The sequence below is a fragment of the Pseudomonas sp. LAM2023 genome (assembly GCF_016620375.1).
Lineage (GTDB): Bacteria > Pseudomonadota > Gammaproteobacteria > Pseudomonadales > Pseudomonadaceae > Aquipseudomonas > Aquipseudomonas anuradhapurensis.
Map to the genome: position 1 here is coordinate 48,428 of NZ_JAENHV010000037.1, position 21,062 is coordinate 69,489.

22 protein-coding genes are annotated in these 21,062 nt (G+C 65.3%); 14 read left to right on the plus strand and 8 right to left on the minus strand.

All coding sequences use genetic code 11. The features are described 5' to 3' along the window. Positions 1-97: 97 nt before the first annotated feature. Genes JKP78_RS24540 through JKP78_RS24555 form a run of 4 tightly spaced genes read left to right on the plus strand, consistent with a single transcriptional unit; the run spans position 98 to position 3,505 of the window. Positions 98-694, plus strand: a complete 597-nt coding sequence (locus JKP78_RS24540; protein WP_186689935.1) for a paraquat-inducible protein A — start codon at positions 98-100, stop codon at positions 692-694. Continuing rightward, positions 691-1,320, plus strand: a complete 630-nt coding sequence (locus JKP78_RS24545) for a paraquat-inducible protein A (RefSeq protein ID WP_186689937.1) — start codon at positions 691-693, stop codon at positions 1,318-1,320. Before JKP78_RS24540 ends, JKP78_RS24545 begins: the two co-directional genes overlap by 4 nt. After that, positions 1,320-2,960, plus strand: a complete 1,641-nt coding sequence (locus tag JKP78_RS24550) for a PqiB family protein (protein ID WP_200627967.1) — start codon at positions 1,320-1,322, stop codon at positions 2,958-2,960. Before JKP78_RS24545 ends, JKP78_RS24550 begins: the two co-directional genes overlap by 1 nt. Before the next feature lie 11 nt (positions 2,961-2,971). After that, a complete protein-coding gene (locus tag JKP78_RS24555; RefSeq protein WP_186689941.1) occupies positions 2,972-3,505 on the plus strand; it encodes a PqiC family protein in 534 nt (177 codons plus the stop codon). Between the two features lie 210 nt (positions 3,506-3,715). Here JKP78_RS24555 and JKP78_RS24560 read toward each other — a convergent pair whose 3' ends face one another. After that, on the minus strand, positions 3,716-5,494 hold the full coding sequence (locus JKP78_RS24560) for a phosphoethanolamine transferase CptA (RefSeq protein ID WP_170029464.1): 1,779 nt from the start codon (positions 5,492-5,494) through the stop codon (positions 3,716-3,718). A gap of 154 nt (positions 5,495-5,648) precedes the next feature. On the opposite strand from JKP78_RS24560, the gene JKP78_RS24565 reads away from it, so the two are divergent. After that, positions 5,649-5,795, plus strand: a complete 147-nt coding sequence (locus tag JKP78_RS24565; protein WP_170029465.1) for a DUF2986 domain-containing protein — start codon at positions 5,649-5,651, stop codon at positions 5,793-5,795. A gap of 41 nt (positions 5,796-5,836) precedes the next feature. Here the strand turns inward: JKP78_RS24565 and JKP78_RS24570 are convergent, their stop codons facing one another. Next, entirely contained in the window at positions 5,837-6,205 is a 369-nt protein-coding gene (locus JKP78_RS24570) for a hypothetical protein (protein WP_170034138.1), read from the minus strand. Positions 6,206-6,402: 197 nt separating this feature from the next. After that, the gene (locus tag JKP78_RS24575; RefSeq protein ID WP_200627970.1) at positions 6,403-6,987 is read right to left on the minus strand and encodes a biliverdin-producing heme oxygenase; all 585 of its coding nucleotides are present in this window, start codon (positions 6,985-6,987) and stop codon (positions 6,403-6,405) included. A gap of 154 nt (positions 6,988-7,141) precedes the next feature. Between JKP78_RS24575 and JKP78_RS24580 the strand changes: the two genes are divergently transcribed. Beyond that, the gene (locus JKP78_RS24580) at positions 7,142-7,633 is read left to right on the plus strand and encodes a GNAT family N-acetyltransferase (protein ID WP_200627972.1); all 492 of its coding nucleotides are present in this window, start codon (positions 7,142-7,144) and stop codon (positions 7,631-7,633) included. A 73-nt stretch (positions 7,634-7,706) separates the two neighbouring features. Here the strand turns inward: JKP78_RS24580 and JKP78_RS24585 are convergent, their stop codons facing one another. Together JKP78_RS24585 and JKP78_RS24590 are read right to left on the minus strand one after the other, a co-directional pair. Further along, complete coding sequence (locus tag JKP78_RS24585; RefSeq protein ID WP_200627974.1) at positions 7,707-9,065, minus strand: 8-oxoguanine deaminase; 1,359 nt, start codon at positions 9,063-9,065, stop codon at positions 7,707-7,709. A gap of 215 nt (positions 9,066-9,280) precedes the next feature. Further along, positions 9,281-10,657, minus strand: coding sequence for an APC family permease (locus JKP78_RS24590; protein ID WP_186689950.1), 1,377 nt, complete (start codon positions 10,655-10,657; stop codon positions 9,281-9,283). Between the two features lie 278 nt (positions 10,658-10,935). Between JKP78_RS24590 and JKP78_RS24595 the strand changes: the two genes are divergently transcribed. The 3 genes from JKP78_RS24595 (at position 10,936) to JKP78_RS24605 (ending at position 14,861) form a co-directional block, all read left to right on the plus strand. Continuing rightward, complete coding sequence (locus JKP78_RS24595; RefSeq protein ID WP_200627976.1) at positions 10,936-11,778, plus strand: helix-turn-helix transcriptional regulator; 843 nt, start codon at positions 10,936-10,938, stop codon at positions 11,776-11,778. A 42-nt stretch (positions 11,779-11,820) separates the two neighbouring features. Further along, the gene (locus JKP78_RS24600) at positions 11,821-13,203 is read left to right on the plus strand and encodes an aspartate aminotransferase family protein (protein ID WP_200627978.1); all 1,383 of its coding nucleotides are present in this window, start codon (positions 11,821-11,823) and stop codon (positions 13,201-13,203) included. Between the two features lie 164 nt (positions 13,204-13,367). Beyond that, positions 13,368-14,861 (plus strand): aldehyde dehydrogenase, encoded by a 1,494-nt coding sequence (locus JKP78_RS24605; protein WP_200627980.1) that lies wholly within the window; start codon positions 13,368-13,370, stop codon positions 14,859-14,861. A gap of 165 nt (positions 14,862-15,026) precedes the next feature. Here the strand turns inward: JKP78_RS24605 and JKP78_RS24610 are convergent, their stop codons facing one another. Continuing rightward, a complete protein-coding gene (locus JKP78_RS24610; protein WP_186689958.1) occupies positions 15,027-15,899 on the minus strand; it encodes a LysR family transcriptional regulator in 873 nt (290 codons plus the stop codon). A 135-nt stretch (positions 15,900-16,034) separates the two neighbouring features. Between JKP78_RS24610 and JKP78_RS24615 the strand changes: the two genes are divergently transcribed. The 4 genes from JKP78_RS24615 (at position 16,035) to JKP78_RS24630 (ending at position 19,071) form a co-directional block, all read left to right on the plus strand. Next, positions 16,035-17,159 (plus strand): muconate cycloisomerase family protein, encoded by a 1,125-nt coding sequence (locus JKP78_RS24615; RefSeq protein ID WP_200627982.1) that lies wholly within the window; start codon positions 16,035-16,037, stop codon positions 17,157-17,159. A 31-nt stretch (positions 17,160-17,190) separates the two neighbouring features. After that, complete coding sequence (catC, locus tag JKP78_RS24620; protein ID WP_200627984.1) at positions 17,191-17,481, plus strand: muconolactone Delta-isomerase; 291 nt, start codon at positions 17,191-17,193, stop codon at positions 17,479-17,481. A 41-nt stretch (positions 17,482-17,522) separates the two neighbouring features. Continuing rightward, positions 17,523-18,458 (plus strand): catechol 1,2-dioxygenase, encoded by a 936-nt coding sequence (gene catA / locus JKP78_RS24625; protein WP_200627986.1) that lies wholly within the window; start codon positions 17,523-17,525, stop codon positions 18,456-18,458. Positions 18,459-18,576: 118 nt separating this feature from the next. Then, positions 18,577-19,071 (plus strand): GNAT family N-acetyltransferase, encoded by a 495-nt coding sequence (locus JKP78_RS24630; RefSeq protein ID WP_200627988.1) that lies wholly within the window; start codon positions 18,577-18,579, stop codon positions 19,069-19,071. Between the two features lie 23 nt (positions 19,072-19,094). Here JKP78_RS24630 and JKP78_RS24635 read toward each other — a convergent pair whose 3' ends face one another. After that, positions 19,095-19,919, minus strand: coding sequence for an aldo/keto reductase (locus JKP78_RS24635; protein ID WP_186689968.1), 825 nt, complete (start codon positions 19,917-19,919; stop codon positions 19,095-19,097). 39 nt (positions 19,920-19,958) lie between these two features. Continuing rightward, entirely contained in the window at positions 19,959-20,180 is a 222-nt protein-coding gene (locus JKP78_RS24640; RefSeq protein ID WP_200627990.1) for a hypothetical protein, read from the minus strand. On the opposite strand from JKP78_RS24640, the gene JKP78_RS24645 reads away from it, so the two are divergent. Next, a complete protein-coding gene (locus JKP78_RS24645; protein WP_186689970.1) occupies positions 20,167-21,045 on the plus strand; it encodes a DMT family transporter in 879 nt (292 codons plus the stop codon). The genes JKP78_RS24640 and JKP78_RS24645 overlap by 14 nt on opposite strands. Positions 21,046-21,062: the final 17 nt, after the last annotated feature.

Here is a 21,062-nt window from a genome sequence, read left to right on the forward strand (position 1 = left end):
CGAGCGGATGGCAGTTTTGCCCAGATGGGCTAAACCGGATATCAAGCGTTGTTCGCCGGCGCATCTCGGCCTGAACCGGGCCAATTGTGGAAGCACCATGAGCCAGACCCAGCACCTGATCATCTGCGAATACTGCGACTCGGTGTACTACCGGGCGCCGCTGCTAAAGCATCAGCGTGCCCTGTGCCAGCGCTGTGGCGGCGTGCTGTACCGGTACACCTCGCTGACCGTGCAGCAACGGCTGGCACTGAGCGTGACGGGCGGCATCCTGCTGGTGTTCGCCAATTTCTACCCGGTGATGACCATCGGCATGCAGGGGCTGACCCATTCGGCGACATTGTGGGACTCGGTGCAGATCCTCAGCCACGGCAGCATCACCTTTATCGCCCTGGTCATGGCCTTGTCCATCATCGTCGCGCCGGTGCTGCAGATCGGGCTGTTGTGCTGGTTGCTGGGTTTTGCCCTGGCTGGCCAGCGTGCGCCGGGTTTTGCCGTGTGCATGCGCAGCCTGGAAGGCCTGCGGCCCTGGAGCATGCTGGAGGTCTGCCTGCTGGGGGCGCTGGTGGCGGTGATCAAGCTGGCCGGCTTGCTCGAAGTGATCCCCGGCATCGGCCTGTTGGCCCTGGCTGCGCTGAGCATGCTGATCATTCATGTCGCCGGCAAGGACATCCGCGACCTGTGGGAACAGCCATGAACACCCCGGCCAGCGCCGATGACCTGGGCTTGTGCCTGTGCCATGGCTGTGGCCAGGCCTGCCCGCTGGGCAGTGGCGCCCACACCTGCAGCCGCTGCGGTGCGCCCATTCACCGGCGCAAGACCAACGCCATCAGCCGCGGCTGGGCCTTTCTGCTGGCCGCGCTGATTTTCTATATCCCCGCCAACCTGCTGCCCGTGATGCACACCGAGATGCTCGGCAGCGGCAGCGAAAGCACCATTGGCGGTGGGGTACTGGAGTTCTGGGAGGCCGGGGCCTGGGACATCGCCCTGATCATCTTCATCGCCAGCGTCGGTGTGCCGGCCATCAAGTTCTTCTCGCTCGGCCTGTTGCTGTACACCGCCCAGCGCGGTTCTACCTGGGCCTGCCGGCAACGCTCGCAGCTGTACCGCTTCGTCGAGTTGATCGGTTACTGGTCGATGCTCGATGTGATGGTGGTAGCACTGGTGGCGGCGTTGGTGCAGCTGCGTGGCTTGGGCACCATCGAGCCGCGGGTGGGCATCCTGTTCTTCGGCATGGTGGTGGTGCTTACCATGTTGTCTGCGATGAGCTTCGATCCACGCCTGATCTGGGATCGCCATGCCAACGAGGGGAGGCCGCATTGATGGGGCAGCAGACTGACAACCACGATGGCGCCGGGCAGGTCGAGGTACGCACCCGGCGCTGGAACGTGTCGCTGGTATGGATCGTGCCGATCGTGGCGATCCTGATCGGCGCCTCGCTGGTAGTGCGTAACTGGATGCAGCAGGGGCCGGTGATTGCCATTGCCTTCCACACCGGGGAGGGGCTGGTGGCCCACAAGACCCAGGTCAAGTACCGCAGCGTGGTGATTGGTGAAGTCACCACGGTGGAGTTGGCCGACGACAAGAAGAGCGTGGTCGCCAAGGTGCAGTTGTCCAACGATGCCCGCGCCTTCGCCACCCAGGGGGCGCGCTTCTGGGTGGTGCGGCCACGCATCGGGGTCGGCGGCGTTTCCGGGGTGGATACACTGTTTTCGGGCAGTTTCATCGGCGCGGATGCCGGCGAGTCCAAGGTGCCGGAGAAGTCGTTTGTCGGCCTGGAACTGCCACCGCCAATTACCTATGACGAAAAAGGCAAGCGCTTTGTACTCACCGCCAGCGACCTCGGCTCGCTGGATGTCGGCTCGTCGATCTACTACCGCAAGATCCCGGTGGGCGAGGTGGTGTCGTTTGCCCTGCAGGGCGATGGCAAGGGTGTGGAGATCGGCGTGTTCGTACAGGCCCCCTACGACAGCTTCGTCACCGCCGATACGCGTTTCTGGAATGCCAGTGGGGTCGACATGCAGATCGGTGCCAACGGCCTCAAGGTCGATACCGAGTCACTGTCGTCCATCCTGGTGGGCGGGCTGGCCTTTGGCTCGCCCGACTTCGCCCCGCAAGCCGATCCCGCTGCCGACCAGGCGCGCTTCCAGCTGTTTGCCGACCGGGATACCGCTCTGGCACCGCCCAGTGGCCAGGCGCAGTACCTGCAGTTGCGCTTCGACCAGGCCATGCGCGGCCTGTCGGTGGGCGCGCCGGTGGAGTTCAAGGGCGTGGAATTTGGCCGGGTGACCTCCATCAAGCTCGATTACGATGCTGCCCGGCAGGCGTTTCCGGTAGTGGTCGATGCGGTGATCTACCCGCAGCGGCTGGGGCCGGTGCACCGCAAGATGCTCGCTGCGTTCAAGCATAGCGAGGGTGACATGGACGGCGCCCGGCGCCTGATTGGCACCTTCGTCGAGCATGGGCTGCGGGCCCAGGCCCGCAGTGGCAACCTGATCACCGGGCAGATGTTCATTTCCCTGGACTTCTACCCGGACGCGCCCAAGGTCGCGTTCGACAGGACGGCCGACCCGATCACCATTCCCACGCTGCCCGGCAGCCTGGAACAGTTGCAGGAACAGCTGCAACGGGTGGTCGAGCGCATCAGCAAACTGCCCTTGGAGAGCATCGCCAGCAACCTCGATGGCAGCCTGCGTGAGCTGCGTGCCAGCCTCAAGCAGTTCAATGGCCAGACATTGCCGGAGGTGCAAGTGGCGCTGGACGAGATGCACAAGACCCTGCGCACGGCCAACTCGGCGATTGCCGAAGACTCGCCGCAGCGCGAGCGGATGGGGGAGACCCTGGACGAACTGGAACGCATGTCGCGTTCGCTGCGTGACCTTGCCGATTACCTGGGCCGCCACCCCGAATCGCTGATTCGCGGTCGGCCGAAGGCGGCCGGGGCCGCAGGCCTGGAACCCTGAGGAGAACGCCGATGCAACGACTGCGCAATGTATGTGGGGCCGGGCTGCTGGCACTGCTGTGGGGCTGCAGCACGCCAAACAACTATCACACCTTGGTGCCCAGCGAGCCGCCGCGTGACGGCGGCCAACGCATCCAGGTGGCCAGGGTGGCAGTGCCGCCGCAGGTGGACCGCCCGCAATTGGTGGTACGGCAAGGGCAGAGCGGCCTGGCCATTCTCGAGACGGAGTGGTGGGGGGCCAACCTGGTGGACGAATTCCGCAGTGCCCTGCAAGACCAGCTGGGTGGGCCGGTGGGTAGCAGCAAGACGCTGCTGCGCGTGGACGTGCAGCGCTTCGACATGGTGCCGGGGCGCTACGCCTCGCTGGAAGCCTTGTGGCGTCTGAGCCAGCCGGGGCGGGCCGAACTGACCTGCCGCACCTCGCTGCAAACGCCAGCGGACAACAGCATCGCCAGCCTGGTCAATGCCCACCAGGCCAACCTGCGCAAGCTGGCCGAGGCCGTGCGAAGCAGCGCCCGTCAGGGGCGTTGTAGCCAGCCGGCCTGACTGAAGCGAGGTTGAGCTTGTGCAGGCTTCTGTTTTGCTCAGGATCTAGCGGCTTGCCCGATTGTGTGGGAGCGGGCATGCCCGCGAACACCGGCACAGCCGGTGCCATCTAACGTGCCGCCTGCTTCGCGGATAAATCCGCTCCTACAGGGGCTGCGTTAGCCGGTACAGGCGTGGCCTTGTGTCGCGAAAGGGCGCAATTACCCACCGTCAGTCCGGGCCTGCACCGTTCTGCGCCTGGCTGTTGCTGACCGTCTGCTGCACCCGCTCGGCCTTGTCCTGCGGCAGGCGGTCGAACTCGCGCAGGCCATCCTTGCGGTACGGGTCGCCAATCCAGCGCGGTGCCACCACGAACTGCGGGCTCACCAGGCTCTTCGCCGGCTCGTAGCGGTCGTAGCTCAACCCGGCGAGGTCGGACAGGGTGTGAATCAGGTGCGAGCTGCTGTAAGGGCGGTCGGCCATCGCCTGCAAGTCGCGCGGGTGCTCGGCACGCCAGCTTGGCGAGGTCCACAGCAGGAACGGGATGGTATACATCGGCCGGGTCGGCGCGCCTTCATTACGCCCCAGGCGGTCGTGGTTGCCGGAGCTGTACACGTCCTCGCCATGGTCGGACAGGTACAGCAGGAAGCCATTGGGGGTAGTGGCCGAATAACGCTTGATCAGGCTCGAGACCACGTAGTCGTTGTAGCGCACCGCATTGTCGTAGAAATTGTAGGTTTCCACCTGCTCGGGCGTCAGCACGCCGGGCGCGCCCTGGCGGTCGGTGAAGTGCGCGTAGTCATCCGGGTAGCGGTAGCGATAGTCCATGTGCGTACCCAGCAGGTGCACGATGATGAACTTGTTCGGCGCCGGGTCTTGCAGGGCCTTCTCGAACGGTGCCAGCACCACGTCATCGTACTGGCTGGCATTCTGGTTACGCTGGTTGTTCAGGTAGACCGGCGCGTCCGTCTGCTGCGAGAAGGTGGTCAGCATGGTATTGCGCTTGGTCATGGTCTGCTGGTTGGTGATCCAGAAGGTCTTGTAGCCGGCCTGCTTCAACAGGTTGATCAGCGACGGATCGGTGAGGAAGCGGTCCGGGTTCTGCTCATCGCCGAAGGTGAGGATCTGCTGCATCACTTCGATGGTGTACGGGCGTGGCGACACCACGTTGCGGAACACCGTCAGGCCCTCGTCACTGGCAGCCAGCGCATCGAGGTTGGGCGTGGTGTCACGGTTGTAGCCGTACAGGTGCATGTGCTCGCGGGTGGTCGATTCACCCAGCACCAGCACCAGTGTGCGTGGCGCTGCACCGCTGCTGTCCTGCAGGTTTTGCAGGGGCGGCAGCGCGGCGTTCTGGGCCAGTAACTGCTGCATGTTGTCCAGTTGCTGGCGGTACTGGCGGTAGCCGACCAACAGCTGCCAGGGCACGGCCGGCTCCATGCGCTGCTGGACCTTTTCTGCCGCGTCGGCAAAGCTGCGTTGCTGGGTGACCATCTGTTTGTAGAACGGATACACCAGGTTGGCCAGCAGCAACAGGGCGACCACTGGCAGGCGGCTGCGCAGCGGCAGGCGTACCGGGCGCACGCGCTTCCACAGCAATACGGCGACCAGCGTGTACAGCAGCAGTGCCAGGCCAAGCCAGGCGCTGAAGTACTGGCTGAAGTACTCACCGGCCTCGGCGGTGTTGGACTCGAACATCACGAAGATCACGCTTTGCGAGAACTCCTGGCGATAGATGCCGAAGTAGCTCAAACCTACCAGCGACGCGGCCCACAGAACCAGGCCGATGACCGCGGCCGTGGCGCGGGTGAAGCGCGGCAGCAGCAACACCGGGGCCAGCCACAGGCTGCTGAGGAACAGGGCGTCGCGGAAACCGGCGAAACCGGTGGTGCCGCTGAACAGCAGCAGCGCCTGGGTCACGCCCGAGAAGTACCAGAAGAACAGCAGGAGCCAGCCCAGGCCGGCCCAGTCCACGCGCTTGGGCGAAGAAGGGGATGGAGTGTGTGACACGTTTGCCTCGTCGTACCTTGGCGGCCAGCGGATCTGTGCGGCGCCGGAAAGGGCGTGACGCTAATCTGCCGGGTGTGAAAATAACGTCAACGAGGTGTTGGCCCAGGCAAGGTATGATGCATCCAGCCAAACCGCACTGACAGGTCGAACGAGAATGAACCGTCGCAAGAAGATCAAGCAGCTACTGCAGGCGCATGCCAAGAAGGCCAGCGCGAAACTGGCGCCGCGCAAGCCAAAGTACATTTGCAAGGCGGACCGCCTGAAGATGGAAGCCGAGGCGGCGGCGGATACCGCCAGCTGACCAACCAGCGCAGCCGTCAAGGCCGCGCCAGTTGCCACGTATCAACGGCGGTAGTAACGATAATCGTCATGGTAGCGCTGGTGCATGGCCCGCTCATGGCGGCGCTCCCAGTCACGCCGGCGTTCCCAGTCGCGGCGATATTCCCAGTCGCGCCGGCGCTCCCAGTCACGTCGGGCCTGCTCGCGGCGCCACTGTTCGCGGCGCCAGTCGCTTCTGTGGTCATGCCAGCGGTCGTCACCATGGGCGAGCAGCGTGGCGGGCTGCTCATCGGCCACGCTGGCCAACTTCGCCCAGGGGTTGCCGGCAGGCTGCAGGGGTGATTGCACCGCCGGGGCAGCCGCTACGGACGGTTTCATGGGGGTTGCCGATGCCGTGCCCATCGCCGCCAACGAGAACAGGCCGAGCAGCATCAACCTTGCGACATGTATTTTCATGAGCGAAGCCAACCTCTGAGAACAATTGAGCCATCTGGCCAGCAGGTGGTTGGCGATTCTGTCTCGCGTCCCGCTACCTTTCTGTGCCTCCCACATAGACCGGCAAACGGGAAAAAGTTCGCTGTGGCAACAACTTGTACAACTTTTGAAACAACCCGCTTACGGCTGTCGCATCAGGCAAACTCCGCTCGCAGATGCGCCTGATAGCTGCCGAACGCGGCAATCACGCCAGCGACCACTTCGGCTTCTTCCTGCGCATCCAGCGATAAGCCGTCCAGCCTGGCGACGAACTGGCGCCAGGGCAGCGCCCGGCCCTGTGGAGGCGGCGCCAGGTGGCAGGCGCCCAGGCCGGCGTCCAGCCCCAGGCGCTGGGCCTGCCTGAGCAGAAACGCAGCGCCAAGGTTCGACCCCTCGCTGCTGTACAGCCAGCCCAGGGCCTGGGCCGGGCTGGCACACACCTGCGCGGGGGGGGCAGGCACTGCCAGGCCCAACGCGCCCAGGTCGTGCTCGACCGCGGCAGCGCGCGACAGCTGCGCCAGCCCAGGCAACAGCAGATTGAGTTGTTCATCGCGGTATAACGCCAGCAGGCTGCCATGAAAGCGATGCTGTACCTGCAGGAAGCGAGCGTAGCGTGCGCGGCTCTCGAACGGCCTGGCGGCCATCACCCGTTGGTCGACATCGTCGTGGGCCTGGCTGCTGGCAGCCTTCAAGCGTTTGCAACGGCCGGGTTCGGCGAGCGATAGCGGCACTGAGGCCATCGGCGTATCCATAGCGAGTGGGCAATGCGCCATGATGCTTGTCCCCTTGGCTCTCAGCAAGCGCCACGCAACGGGTTTGAGAAAGCTGCCTGTCCAGCTGGCCAGTCATTTACCATGAAGGCCGCTTTGCCAATCACCGTCAAGGAAACCCGCCATGAGCACTCCGCAGTTCCGCACCCCAACCGCCGCAGACGCCGAGCGTTGCTACGCCATCGAAATTGGCGCCTATGAAGGGGATGAAGCGGCCACACTGGAGAAGATCCGTACCCGTATCGCGCAATACCCGCAAGGATTCCTGGTGCTGGAGCAGGCGGGAGAGATCGTCGGTTTCATCAATAGCGGCTGCGCCTACCAGGTGGAGATGGCCGATGAAGCCTTCAAGGAGCTGGTCGGGCACGACCCGCAAGCGCCGAATGTGGTGATCATGTCGGTGGTGGTCGACCCGGCGCACCAGGGCCAAGGCTACGCCAGGCGCCTGATGGAGGAGTTCGTCAGGCGCATGAAGGCCGCGGGCAAGCAGACCATCCACCTGATGTGCAAGCAGCAGCATGTGCCGCTGTACCAGAAGATGGGTTACCAGTACGTGCAGCCATCGCCGTCGGAGCACGGTGGCATGGCCTGGCATGAGATGGTCATGGCCCTCTGAGCCGCCGCAGCGGGTGCGGCCAGGGCCACGACAGGGCTGCCTGGCAGCCCGTCGCGACACCAGGCCAGCCTTGTTATCCGCCGCTGACCAGTTGCTGGGCCAACTGGTTATGGCGCTCGAGGACCCGTGGCAGGTCGACGGTGAGCAATTGGCCGTCCTGCACCACCACGCGACCATTGATCACGCTGGTATGCACCTGGGTCGGGGTGCAGAACACCAGCGCCGCCAGCGGGTCGTGATGGCCACCGGCATAAGCCACGTGGCCCAGGTCGAAGGCGACGAAGTCGGCGACCATGCCGGGGGCGAGGGCGCCGATGTCGTTGCGGTTCAGCACCTTGGCACCGCCGAGGGTGGCGATTTCCAGCGCTTCGCGCGCGGTCATCGCGTCGGGGCCGAAACCGACCCGTTGCAGCAGCAAGGCCTGGCGCACTTCGCCGATCATGCTGGCGCCGTCGTTGGACGCCGAACCGTCCACCCCCAGGCCTACCGGCACGCCATGGTCGCGCATCTTGCGTACCGGGGCGATGCCCGAGGCCAGGCGCATGTTCGAGCATGGGCAGTGGGCTACACCGGTGCCGGTGCGGGCGAACAGTTCGATGCCGTGCTGGTCCAGTTGCACACAATGGGCATGCCACACATCGTGGCCGACCCAGCCGAGGTCTTCGGCGTATTCGGCCGGGGTCATGCCGAACTTCTCGCGGCTGTAGGCAATGTCGTTGAGGTTTTCGGCCAGGTGCGTGTGCAACGACACGCCGTACTGGCGCGCCAGCACCGCCGCTTCGCGCATCAGGTCGCGGCTGACCGAGAACGGCGAGCACGGCGCCACCACGATGCGGCGCATCGCGCCGTGGCTGGCATCGTGGTAGTCCTCGATCAGGCGCTGGGACTCCTTGAGGATGTCGGCCTCCTTCTCCACCACGGCGTCAGGCGGCAGGCCGCCCTGGCTGCGGCCCACGCTCATGCTGCCGCGGGCCGCGTGGAAGCGCATGCCGATCTCGTCGGCGGCGTGGATGCTGTCGTCGAGCTTGCAGCCGTTGGGGTAGATGTACAGGTGGTCGCTGGAGGTGGTGCAGCCGGACAGGATCAGTTCCGCCATGGCGGTCTGGGTCGACACCGCGATCATCTCGGGAGTCAGGCGCGCCCAGATCGGGTACAGGTTGGTCAGCCAGTTGAACAGTTCGCCGTCCTGGGCCGCCGGCACCACGCGGGTGAGGCTCTGGTACATGTGGTGGTGGGTGTTGACCAGGCCAGGGATGACCACTTTGCCGGCCATGTCCAGCACCATGTCGGCGTGTGCGGGGAGGGTGTCGCTGGGGCCGACCTGGCGGATCAGGTTGTCTTCGATGAATAGGCCGCCGTTGCTGATCTCGCGGCGTTCGCCGTCCATGGTGACCAGCAGGGCGGCGTTTTTTACCAATAGTGTCTTGGGCATAGCATGTGCCTGCGCAATACCCAGCGACGATTGTCGCTGTCGTAGGCGCCGCAACATGTAAGCAGAGTCTTGCGAAATTGTATACACCTCACTGCCCGAGCCCTGCGCGGCCTGTTTGCAAGCGGGTTCAGCGGAAGCAGGCGGCCCCGCCTGACACCGGTGGTGCCGGTGTCGGCGGGTGAACCCGCCCCCACAGGCACCGTGCAAGCGTGTCGTCACTCGGCCATCTGCAGCTCCGGCAGCTTCACCCGGAACGCCCGGGTGAGCCCGAGCAGTACCATCAGGCCTACGCCCATCCAGCACAGGCCGATGGTGAATGACAGGCGGGTCAGGCTGCTCCACAGCCACAACGTGCTGAGAAAGCCCAGGCCAGGTACGACGCCATACAGCAGGTAGTTGCGTGCCCCACGCAGGCGGTGGTCGACCAGGTAGTGCTTGACCACTGCCAGGTTCACCGCGGAGAAGGCGAACAACGCGCCAAAGCTGATCATGTTGGCCACGGTGTCGAGGGTGATCACCAGGGCGACCAGCGACAGCAGGCTGACCAGCACGATGGCCACGGCCGGTACGCGCTTTTTCGTCACCAGCTGGCCGAATGCCCGGGGCAGTGCACCGTCGCGGCCCATGGCGAACAGCACCCGCGACACGCTGGCCTGGGACACCATGGCCGAGGCGAAGCAACCGGCCACGTAGGTGGCGGTAAAGGCAGTCACCAGCAGCTCACCGCCCACCCGCCGCATCACGTCCACCGAGGCCGAATCGGGGTCGGCGAAGCTGCCCCAGTCGGGGAACACCATCTGCGCGCAGTACGACACCACCAGGAACAGCAGGCCACCGATCAGCGACACCGCCAGAATGGCCATGGGAATGCGGTAGGTCGGGTTGCTGGTTTCCTCGGCCATGGTCGACACCGCATCGAAGCCGAGGAACGACAGGCACAGCACGGCGGCGCCGGTCATGATCAGTGGCACGCTGAAACCCTCGTGGTGGAAGGGCGCCAGCAGCGATGACGGTTCGGCCTGGCTGCCGAGGTTGCGTATCGACAGGGCGACGAACACGACGATGAACACCAGTTGCAGTACCACCAGAAGCCAGTTGACCCGGGTGATGGACTCAATGCCGACCAGGTTGAGGAAGGTCACCAGGGCAATCGAGCCCAGCACCCACACCCAGGCGGGAATGGCCGGAAAGTATTCCGCCATGTAGATGCCGATCAGCAGGTAGCTGAGCAACGGCAGGAAGATGTAGTCGAGCAGCAGCGTCCAGCCGGTAATGAAGCCGATGTGGCTGCCGAACGCCTTGCGCGTGTAGGTATACACCGACCCGGAATACGGGTGGGCCTGGACCATGCGCCCATAGCTGTAGGCGGTCAGCAGCATGGCGGCGAGGGTCAGCAGGTAGGCGGTGGGCAGGTGCCCCTTGGTCATCTGGGTCACCAACCCGTAGGTGGTGAACACGGCCAGCGGCACCATGTAGGCCAGGCCGAACAGGATCAGGGCGGTCATGCCCATGGATGTGCGGAAGCGCCCGGTGGGGGCAGGGGACGTGGCATGCGCGGCGGGGGAATGGGCTGTACTTGTTGTTGTATGCATTGCTAGCTCCTGGAAAGGGATGCAGGACACCGCAGCAGGCGAGGGGGCTCGCTGCCGGTGGGCGTTGTGCAAGGAGGTCGAGCGCGGGGCTCGCAGCGTGGGGCGGATTGATGCTCCCACACCCCGCAGGTACCCGGAATCACCCTTTGGGGTGAGCCGGACGAGGCGCGCAGGCGCTCACCCCAAAGGGTGATTCCGATGCCGGCGGCGCCATGGGAGTATCTGGCCAACAACGCACCGCACTGTGGCGGTGCCCTACTCGATATGGCAGGCCTACCGTGACCCATCGATTGCTTGCACAACAGTGGTTCGAGCACCAGGCCAAGGTCACCGAGGCCATCGGCCGCCCGGGCTTTGCTGCCAGCCTGTTCGCCGCACTGGGCGTGATCCATCCGATCCAGGCGACCACGGTGTATCTCTACCCGCACCACGGCATGCCCAGCGCACTGTTCGAGCAGGACGACAACGCGCCCTGGCAGCCTGAAGGCAATGTCAGCCGCTACCTGTCGGGCTTCTACCTGCTCGACCCGTTCTACGGTGCTTGCGTGGAGCAGGTCGAGTCTGGCTGCTATGGCCTGTTCGAAGTGGCGCCGGACCATTTCGAGGTGAGCGAGTACTACCAGTCGTTCTACCGCCATTCGCACCTGCAGGATGAACTGAACTACATCCTGCAGTTGCTGCCCGGGCACAGCCTGGCCGTGTCGCTGGCGTTCACCGACAAGCTCGATGGGCACAGCCGCGCGCTGTTCGGCTGCATCACGCCCTGGGTGCTGGCGGTGCTCGGCAGGCACTTCGCCGGGCTCGACAGCCGTGCCGGGCGCTTCGAGAACGTGCTCGAGCAGCGCATACATGCGGCCCTGAACAATTTCGGCAGCTCATTGCTCACCGAGCGCGAGTGCCGTATCGCGCAGCTGATCCTGCGTGGCCACTCCACCCGGTCGCTGGCCGAGCGCCTGGGCGTGTCGGAAGACACCATCAAGTCGCACCGCAAGAACGTCTACGCCAAGCTCGACATCGGCACCCAGTCCGAGCTGTTCTCCCTGTTCATCGACGCGCTGGCCAATGCCCAGGGCGTGCTGGGCAAGGACCCGCTGGAAAGCTACATGGGCAAGCTGCGCTGAGCGCCGGCAGCCCTGCACCCCCACCGCAAAGGAAAACCAACAATGAATGCGCCTTTCGCCCCGCAACGCCAGACCCGCGACTACCAGGCTTCCGATGCCGCGCACCACATCCATGCCTTCCTCGACCAGAAGGCGCTGAACGCCGAAGGGCCGCGGGTGATCGTCGGCGGTGAACGCCTGCACCTGTGGGACAGCGAGGGCAAGCGCTACCTCGACGGCATGTCCGGCCTGTGGTGCACCCAGCTCGGCTATGGCCGCCGCGACCTGACCGCCGCCGCTGCCACGCAGATGGACCAGCTGGCCTACTACAACATGTTCTTCCACACCACCCACCCGTCGGTGATCGAACTGTCCGAACTGTTGTTCAGCCTGCTGCCGGCGCATTACAGCCACGCGATCTACACCAACTCCGGCTCCGAGGCCAACGAAGTGCTGATCCGCACCGTGCGCCGCTACTGGCAGGTGGTCGGCCAGCCGGCCAAGAAGATCATGATCGGCCGCTGGAACGGCTACCACGGCTCGACGCTGGCCGCCACGGCGTTGGGCGGCATGAAGTTCATGCACGAAATGGGCGGGCTGATCCCGGATGTGGCGCACATCGACGAACCGTACTGGTACGCCGAGGGCGGCGACCTGAGCCCGGCCGAGTTCGGCCGCCGCTGTGCCCTGCAGCTGGAAGAAAAGATCCTCGAACTGGGTGCCGAGAACGTTGCCGGTTTCATCGCCGAACCGTTCCAGGGCGCCGGCGGCATGATTTTCCCGCCGGAAAGCTACTGGCCCGAGATCCAGCGTATCTGTCGCCAGTACGATGTGCTGCTGTGCGCTGATGAAGTGATCGGCGGCTTTGGCCGCACCGGAGAATGGTTTGCCCATGAATATTTTGGCTTCCAGCCCGACACCCTGTCGATCGCCAAGGGCCTGACCAGTGGCTACGTGCCCATGGGTGGCCTGGTGCTGAGCAAGCGCATTGCCGAGGCGTTGGTGGAGCGGGGCGGGGTGTTTGCCCACGGCCTGACCTATTCCGGCCATCCGGTGGCGGCGGCGGTGGCAATCGCCAACCTTAAAGCGCTGCGTGACGAAGGCATCGTGCGCCAGGTCCGGGACGACACCGGGCCGTACCTGCAGCGCATCCTGCGCGAGGTGTTCGCCGACCACCCGTTGATCGGCCAGGTGCAGGGCGCCGGCCTGGTGGCGGCGCTGCAGTTTGCCGAGCACAAGCCGACGCGCAAGCGCTTTGCCAACGAGAACGACCTGGCCTGGCAATGCCGCACCTTCGGTTTCGAGGAGGGGGTGATCATTCGCTCGACCCTGGGCCGGATGATCATGGCCCCGGCCCTGGTCGCCAACCACAGCGAGCTGGATGAGCTGGTAGAAAAGACCCGCATCGCCGTGGACCGCACGGCGCGCCTGGTCGGCAAGTTCTGAACCGCTGGTAAGGGCAGCAGATTTCCCGTGGGAGCGGGCGAGCCCGCGCACACCGGCGAAGCCGGTGCCATTCACCGCAGCGCCTGATTCGCGGGCACGCCCGCTCCCACAGAAATTGCCTAGCCCTTGTGAAAACGCTGCTACAACCGTTACCAGGAGTACAAATGTACACCCTCGAATTCTGGCAACAACGCGCCTCGGGCCTGCATCTCCCGGCCCGGGCACTCATCGACGGCAAGCCCGTCAACGCGCAGGACGGCGCCACCTTCGCCGCCATCAACCCGGCCAGCAACGCCGTGCTGGCACAGGTCGCCGCCTGCGGCCAGGCCGAAGTGGACCTGGCCGTCGCCAGCGCCCGCCGCGCCTTCGAACACGGCCCGTGGCCGCGCATGGCTCCGGTCGAGCGCAAGAAGGTCTTGCTGCGCCTGGCCGAGCTGATCATGGCCCAGCGTGAAGAACTGGCCCTGCTGGACTCGCTGAACATGGGCAAGCCGGTCATGGACGCCTACCACATCGACGTGCCGGGCTCGGCACAAGTGTTCGCCTGGTATGGCGAGGCACTGGACAAGCTGTACGACCAGGTGGCACCCACCGCACCCAATGCGCTGGCGACCATTACCCGTGAGGCGTTGGGCGTTGTCGCTGCGGTCGTGCCATGGAACTTTCCGCTCGACATGGCCGCGTGGAAACTCGCCCCGGCGCTGGCCGCCGGTAACAGCGTGGTGCTCAAGCCCGCCGAGCAATCACCGTTCTCGGCCCTGCGCCTGGGTGAGCTGGCGTTGCAGGCCGGGGTGCCGGAAGGCGTGCTGAACGTGCTGCCGGGCCTGGGCGAGCAGGCCGGGCGGGCGCTGGGCCTGCACCCGGACGTGGATTGCCTGGTGTTCACCGGCTCCACCCAGGTGGGCAAGTACTTCATGCAGTATTCGGCGCAGTCCAACCTCAAGCAGGTATGGCTGGAGTGCGGTGGCAAGAGCCCCAACCTGGTGTTTGAAAACTGCCAGGACCTGGACCTGGCTGCGGAAAAGGCCGCGTTCGGTATCTTCTTCAACCAGGGCGAGGTGTGCTCGGCCAACTCGCGGCTGTATGTGCAGCGTCCCATCCATGACGCATTCATCGAACGCCTGCAGGCCAAGGCCCACCAGTGGCTGCCGGGTAATCCGCTGGACCCGGCGAGCCGGGCCGGTGCGATTGTCGATGCGCAGCAGACTGGCCGGATCGAGGCGGCCATTGCCCGGGCAGGGCAGGAGGGTGCACGGCGGGTGTGTGGTGGCCGGCGCCTGACGATCGAAGGTTCGGACAATTACATCGAGCCGACCATTTTCGCCGGTGTCGAGGGCCACATGAGCCTGGCACGGGAGGAGGTGTTCGGGCCAGTGCTGGCGGTCAGCGTGTTCGACACTGAGGAACAGGCCGTGCGCCTGGCCAACGACAGCATTTACGGCCTGGCGGCGTCGCTGTGGAGCGATGATTTCAACCAGGTGCACCGTGTGGCGCGGGCGCTGAAGGCCGGTACGGTGTCGGTGAACACGGTCGATGCGCTGGACGTGGCAGTGCCGTTCGGCGGTGGCAAGCAGTCCGGGTTTGGTCGCGACCTGTCGCTGCATTCGTTCGACAAGTATTCGCAGCTCAAGACCACCTGGTACCAGCTGCGCGCCTGATGTCAGCAGGCCGCTCGCGGCTGCCTTGCGGCTCTCTCTCGGCATGCCCGCTGCCACAGGTGCTGCGCCGGTTGTAGGAGCGGCTTCAGCCGCGAACACCGGCACAGCCGGTGCCATCCACCGCGTCGCCGGCATCGCGGATAAATCCGCTCCAACATTCAGGCCCTAGCTGGCTTGCTTGGCAATCAATGCCAGGCAGCGCTGCACGATCGGGCTCACGTCGCCCTTGCGCCGGCTGAGGATGATCGGGCTGACGGCGCCGCTGTCGAGCAGGGCGACGTATTCGATATCGGTGCGGTGCTGTTGTTGCACCGAGGCCGGCACCAAGGTCACGCCCACGCCGACGGCCACCAGGCCAATGGCGGTCTGCAGCTCGTTGGCCCACTGGCTGACGCGGATGCTCATGCCGTGCTGGGCGAATAGCGCCAGCACATGGTCGGCATAGCTGGGCCGGGGGTTGGCCGGGTAGAGGATGAACGCCTCGCCCGCCAGTTCGGCAAGGCTCAGCGGCGCGCCCGCCAGCGGGTGGCCCTTGGGCAGCACGGCCACCAGCGGGTCTTCGCACAGCACCTGCTGCTGGATCGCCGGGTCATCGATGCGAATGCGCCCGAAGGCAATATCGATGCGCCCGCTTTTCAGCGCGTCCACCTGCTGCAGCGTGGTCATTTCGTTCAGGCCCAGCTCCAGTTCGCTGTCCTTGCGCAGTTCGCGGATCAGTTCCGGCAACACCGTATACAGGGTCGAGGGGGCGAAACCGATACCCAGCCATTGGCGCTGGCCCAGGCCGATGCGGCGGGTGTTGTCGCTGATGGTCTGCAACTGGTGCAGCACGGTGCAGCTCTGTTCGTAGAAGAAGCGGCCGGCCTCGGTCAGCCGCAGCGGGCGTTCGCGCGCCACCAGCAACGTGCCCAGTTCGTCCTCGAGCTGGCTGATCTGCCGGCTCAGCGGTGGCTGGGCAATGTGCAGCAGCTCGGCGGCACGGGTGAAGTTCAGGGTCTCGGCCAGCACCTTGAAATAACGCAGGTGGCGCAGTTCCATCAGACCTCCAGGGTATGGTGGGAGATTCATTCGATATTGGACGGCCATCAGGGTCTCGCGCAATCCTTGAGCGATCAAGTAAATGCACCATTCGGGCCTGCGGCTGGCAGCCCGATATAACGGGACCTGGCAACAATGACAAGCGCGCTGATTGAACGTATAGAAGCCATTATCGTCGACCTGCCGACCATTCGCCCGCACAAGCTGGCGATGCACACCATGCAGCAGCAGACCCTGGTGGTATTGCGGGTGCGCTGCAGCGATGGTGTCGAAGGCATCGGCGAGGCCACTACCATCGGTGGCCTGGCCTACGGCTACGAAAGCCCCGAAGGCATCAAGGCCAACGTCGATGCGCACCTGGCCCCGGCGCTGGTCGGCCTGCCGGCAGACAACATCAATGCCGCCATGCTCAAGCTGGACAAGCTGGCCAAGGGCAACACGTTTGCCAAGTCGGGCATCGAGAGCGCCCTGCTCGATGCGCAGGGCAAGCGCCTCGGCCTGCCGGTCAGCGAACTGCTCGGCGGCCGCGTGCGCGACAGCCTCGAAGTGGCCTGGACCCTGGCCAGTGGCGATACCGCCCGCGACATCGCCGAAGCCCGGCACATGCTGGAAATCCGCCGGCACCGGGTGTTCAAGCTGAAGATCGGCGCCAACCCGCTGGCGCGGGATCTCAAGCATGTGCTGGCGATCAAGCGCGAACTGGGCGACAGCGCCAGCGTGCGGGTCGATGTCAACCAGTACTGGGACGAGTCCCAGGCCATCCGTGCTTGCCAGGTGCTCGGTGACAACGGCATCGACCTGATCGAGCAACCGATCTCACGTAGCAACCGCAGCGGCCAGGTGCGCCTGAACCAGCGCAGCCCGGCGCCGATCATGGCCGACGAATCGATCGAAAGTGTCGAAGACGCCTTCAGCCTGGCCGCCGACGGCGCGGCCAGCATCTTCGCCCTGAAAATCGCCAAGAACGGCGGCCCGCGCGCCGTGCTGCGCACCGCGCAAATCGCCGAGGCCGCCGGCATTGCCCTGTACGGCGGGACCATGCTCGAAGGTTCGATCGGCACCCTGGCTTCGGCCCATGCCTTCCTTACCCTGCGCCAGCTGACCTGGGGTACCGAACTGTTCGGGCCGCTGCTGCTCACTGAAGAGATCGTCAACGAGCCACTGCAGTACCGCGACTTTCAGTTGCACATTCCACGCACCCCAGGCTTGGGCCTGAGCCTGGACGAACAGCGCCTGGCGCGCTTCGCCCGCCGCTACTGAACGACCCAGTCATACGCAAGGAGACTTCCCCATGCTGTTCCACGTGAAGATGACCGTGAAACTGCCGGTCGACATGGACCCGGCCAAGGCCGCCCGGCTCAAGGCCGATGAAAAGGAACTGGCCCAGCGCCTGCAGCGCGAAGGTACCTGGCGCCACCTGTGGCGCATTGCCGGGCACTACGCCAACTACAGCGTGTTCGATGTGCCCAGCATCGAAGCGCTGCACGACACCCTGATGCAACTGCCACTGTTCCCGTACATGGACATCGAGGTCGACGGCCTGTGCCGGCACCCCTCGTCGATCCGCAGCGACGACCGCTGATTCGCACCTGTGCCCGACAAGAACAAGATGAGGTAAGCACGATGACCGTAAAGATTTCCCACACTGCCGATGTTCAGGCGTTCTTCAGCGAAGTGGCCGGCCTGGACCATGCCGCAGGCAACCCGCGCTTCAAGCAGATCATCCTGCGTGTACTGCAGGACAGCGCCCGGCTGATCGAGGACCTGGGCATCACCGAGGACGAGTTCTGGCATTCCGTGGACTACCTCAACCGCCTGGGCGGGCGTAATGAAGCCGGGCTGCTGGCGGCAGGCCTGGGCCTCGAGCACTTCCTCGACCTGCTGCAGGACGCCAAGGACGCCGCGGCCGGCCTGACCGGCGGCACCCCGCGTACCATCGAGGGCCCGCTGTATGTGGCGGGCGCGCCGCTGGCGCAGGGCGAAGCGCGTATGGACGATGGCACCGACCCGGGCGTGGTGATGTTCCTCCAGGGCCAGGTGTTCGCTGCCGACGGCAAGCCGCTGGCCGGTGCCACCGTTGACCTGTGGCACGCCAACAGCCAGGGCACGTATTCCTACTTCGACTCCAGCCAGTCCGACTACAACCTGCGCCGGCGCATCATCACCGACGCCGAGGGCCGCTACCGCGCACGTTCCATCGTGCCCTCGGGGTATGGCTGCGACCCGCAGGGGCCGACCCAGGAATGCCTGGACCTGCTCGGCCGCCACGGCCAGCGCCCGGCACATGTGCACTTCTTCATCTCGGCGCCCGGGCACCGCCATCTGACCACGCAGATCAACTTTGCCGGTGACCGGTATTTGTGGGATGACTTTGCCTATGCCACCCGCGACGGGCTGGTTGGCGAGCTGCGCTTTGTCGAGGATGCTGCGCAAGCCCGCGACCGCGGTGTGCAGGGCGAGCGCTTTGCCGAGCTGGCCTTCGACTTCCACCTGCAGGCGGCCAAGGCCCCGGCAGCCGAGGCGCGCAGCCATCGCCCGCGGGCATTGCAAGGCAACTGAGCCCTGCAGCGCGCCTGCAGGTACTTTTTGCCTGGGCCTTTCCGTGCGGGGAGGGCCCGGGCTTTTTATTGCCCGGGGCGAGTAAACTGGCATCCGTCCTTTACCCGAGCCCCGCACCATGCTGCCTATCGAACTGCTGGCCACCACCGCTGACCAGGCCCCGCTGATCCGCAACCTCTACCAGTTCTACGCCTACGAGTCCTCCGACTGGGAGCAGGAAGACGTCGAGGTGGATGGCCGCTTCTACATCCACGACGCGCACCTGCAACGCTACTGGCAGGCCGATGGCTGGGGCGCCTACCTGGTGCTGGCAGACGGCTTCATTGCCGGCTTCGTCTTGGTGGAGCGCAGCGAGCTGCCCGGCATCGAAGCATTCGAGCTGGCTGACCTGTTCATTCTGAAAAAGTACCGCCGGCAGGGCATCGGCCGGGCGGTGGCGTTGCAGTTTCTGGGCGGCGAGGGCGATTGGCTGTTGCGCTGTTACGCCCAGGATGCACCTGCGGTGGCCTTCTGCAACGCCGTGCTGGTTGGGTTATCGCGGCCGGCGCAGGCGATCGCCCTGGAGGACGAGCCGGAACTGCTCAATTACCTGGTGACGGGCGTGCGCCATTAGCCGTGTCTGCAAGGTGGCCGCACTCAGCTGTCCCAGTCCGGTGCAAACGCCGGGCTGACCACCCGCTGGTCTTTCGGCAAGCCGGCAATCGCCGCGCGGTCCTGGTCATCCAGCTGCACGTTCAGAGCTGCCAGGTTGGCCAGCTGGTTAGCGCGGCTGCTCGCCTTGGGGATCACTGCCACGCCGTCCTGGTCCAGCAACCATTTCAGCGCCACCTGGCTGGGTAGCACGCCATGCTTGCCGGCGATCGCCTGGATCACCGGGTGTGCCGCTGCCTGGCCGCGGGCCAGCGGGGTGTAGGCGGTGAGCAGTAGATCGTGGCGGCGGGCATAGTCCAGCAGCGCTGGCTGGCCGAGCAGCACGTGGTACTCGACCTGGATCGCCGACAGCGGCGCACCCAGGGTTTCCACCACCTGGCGCAGCAGCCCCAGCGGGAAGTTGGCCACGCCGATGCTGCGCGCCTTGCCCTCGTCACGCAGCGCCACCAGAGTCTCGATACTGCGGGCCAGGTCGCAGTCCTTGCCAGGCCAATGGATGTGAAACAGGTCGACCTGCTCGGTGCCGATGGCGCGCAGGCTGTCTTCCAGCGACTGGCGCATGGCCTTGGGCGCCAGGCGGTCCCACCACACCTTGGTGGTCAGGTGGATCTGCTCGCGTGGCACGTCGCTGTCGCGCAGGGCCTGGCCGACGTCGGCTTCATTGGCGTAGGCGCTGGCGGTGTCGATGTGCCGGTAGCCAAGTTCAAGCGCCTGGCGCACGGCCTGGGTGCACTCGGTGCCGGTCATTGGCCAGGTGCCCAGGCCGATCGCAGGCAGGTTCAGGCCGTTACGGGTAGTGAGCCTTTGCATGTAAATTCCTTGTCAGCTGCGGGGGATTGCAGTCGATGGTCAGCGATCAGCGCGGCACGGGCCATGCTTGCCGGGCGAAAAGTGGTCGATCAGCGAACAGAAACTGCAATCGGCCTGGGCAAGCGGCGCTGGAACTTCCTTATGCTGCGGCATCTCTTCTAGAATTCGAGCTGTTGTATCCGCCGGGCCATGCCTGCGCGGGCCTTCCCCGGGCGCCGCATACAGCCGCGCCGTCATCGAGAGTGCCATGAGTTCCAGCACACCGCTGTCCGGAGTCAACCAACCCCTGCGCGGCATTGCCCTGGTGGTGGTGGCGACGTTCCTGTTCGCCAGCCACGATGCCCTGTCCAAGTTCCTTGGCGGCCTGTACCCGATCATCATGGTGGTGTGGGCGCGGTATGTGGTGCATACCCTGCTGATGGCCGGCATTTTCCTGCCCAAGGCCGGGCTCAACGTGTTGCGTACGCGCCGCCCGCTGCTGCAGACCTTGCGTGCGTTGAGCCTGCTGAGTACCAGCCTGCTGTTCACCAGTGGCCTGCAGTACCTGCCGCTGGCCGAGGCGACGGCGGTCAACTTCCTCGCCCCGGTGCTGGTCACTGCGTTGTCGGCGCCGCTGCTCAAGGAACGGGTCACGGTGGGGCAGTGGGTCGCGGTGGTGATGGGTTTCATCGGCGTGCTGGTGGTGGTGCACCCGGGAGGCGCGATGTTCACCCCGGCCATCCTCTACCCGTTCGGTTCGGCGCTGGGTTTCTGCTTCTATCAATTGCTGACGCGCATCCTGGCCGCGCATGACAGCCCGACCACCAGCAACTTCTATGCGGGGTTGTGCAATACCCTGGCCATGAGCGCGCTGGTGCCGTTCTTTTGGGAGATGCCGCGCTGGGACCACGCCTTGCTGATGCTGGCGCTGGGCGGCTTCGGCATGACCGCGCACCTGCTGCTGACCCAGGCTTTCCGCCATGCCGCGCCGGCTTTGCTGGCGCCGTTCAGCTATTGCCAGATCGTGTTTGCCGGGTTGCTGGGCCTGGTGGTCTACAGCCAGGTGCCGGATACCCTGAGCCTGGTCGGCATTGCGGTGATCTGCCTGAGTGGGCTGGGGGCGGCGTGGATGCAGCGGGGCAAGTAGCAACCCCGCGATTGCGC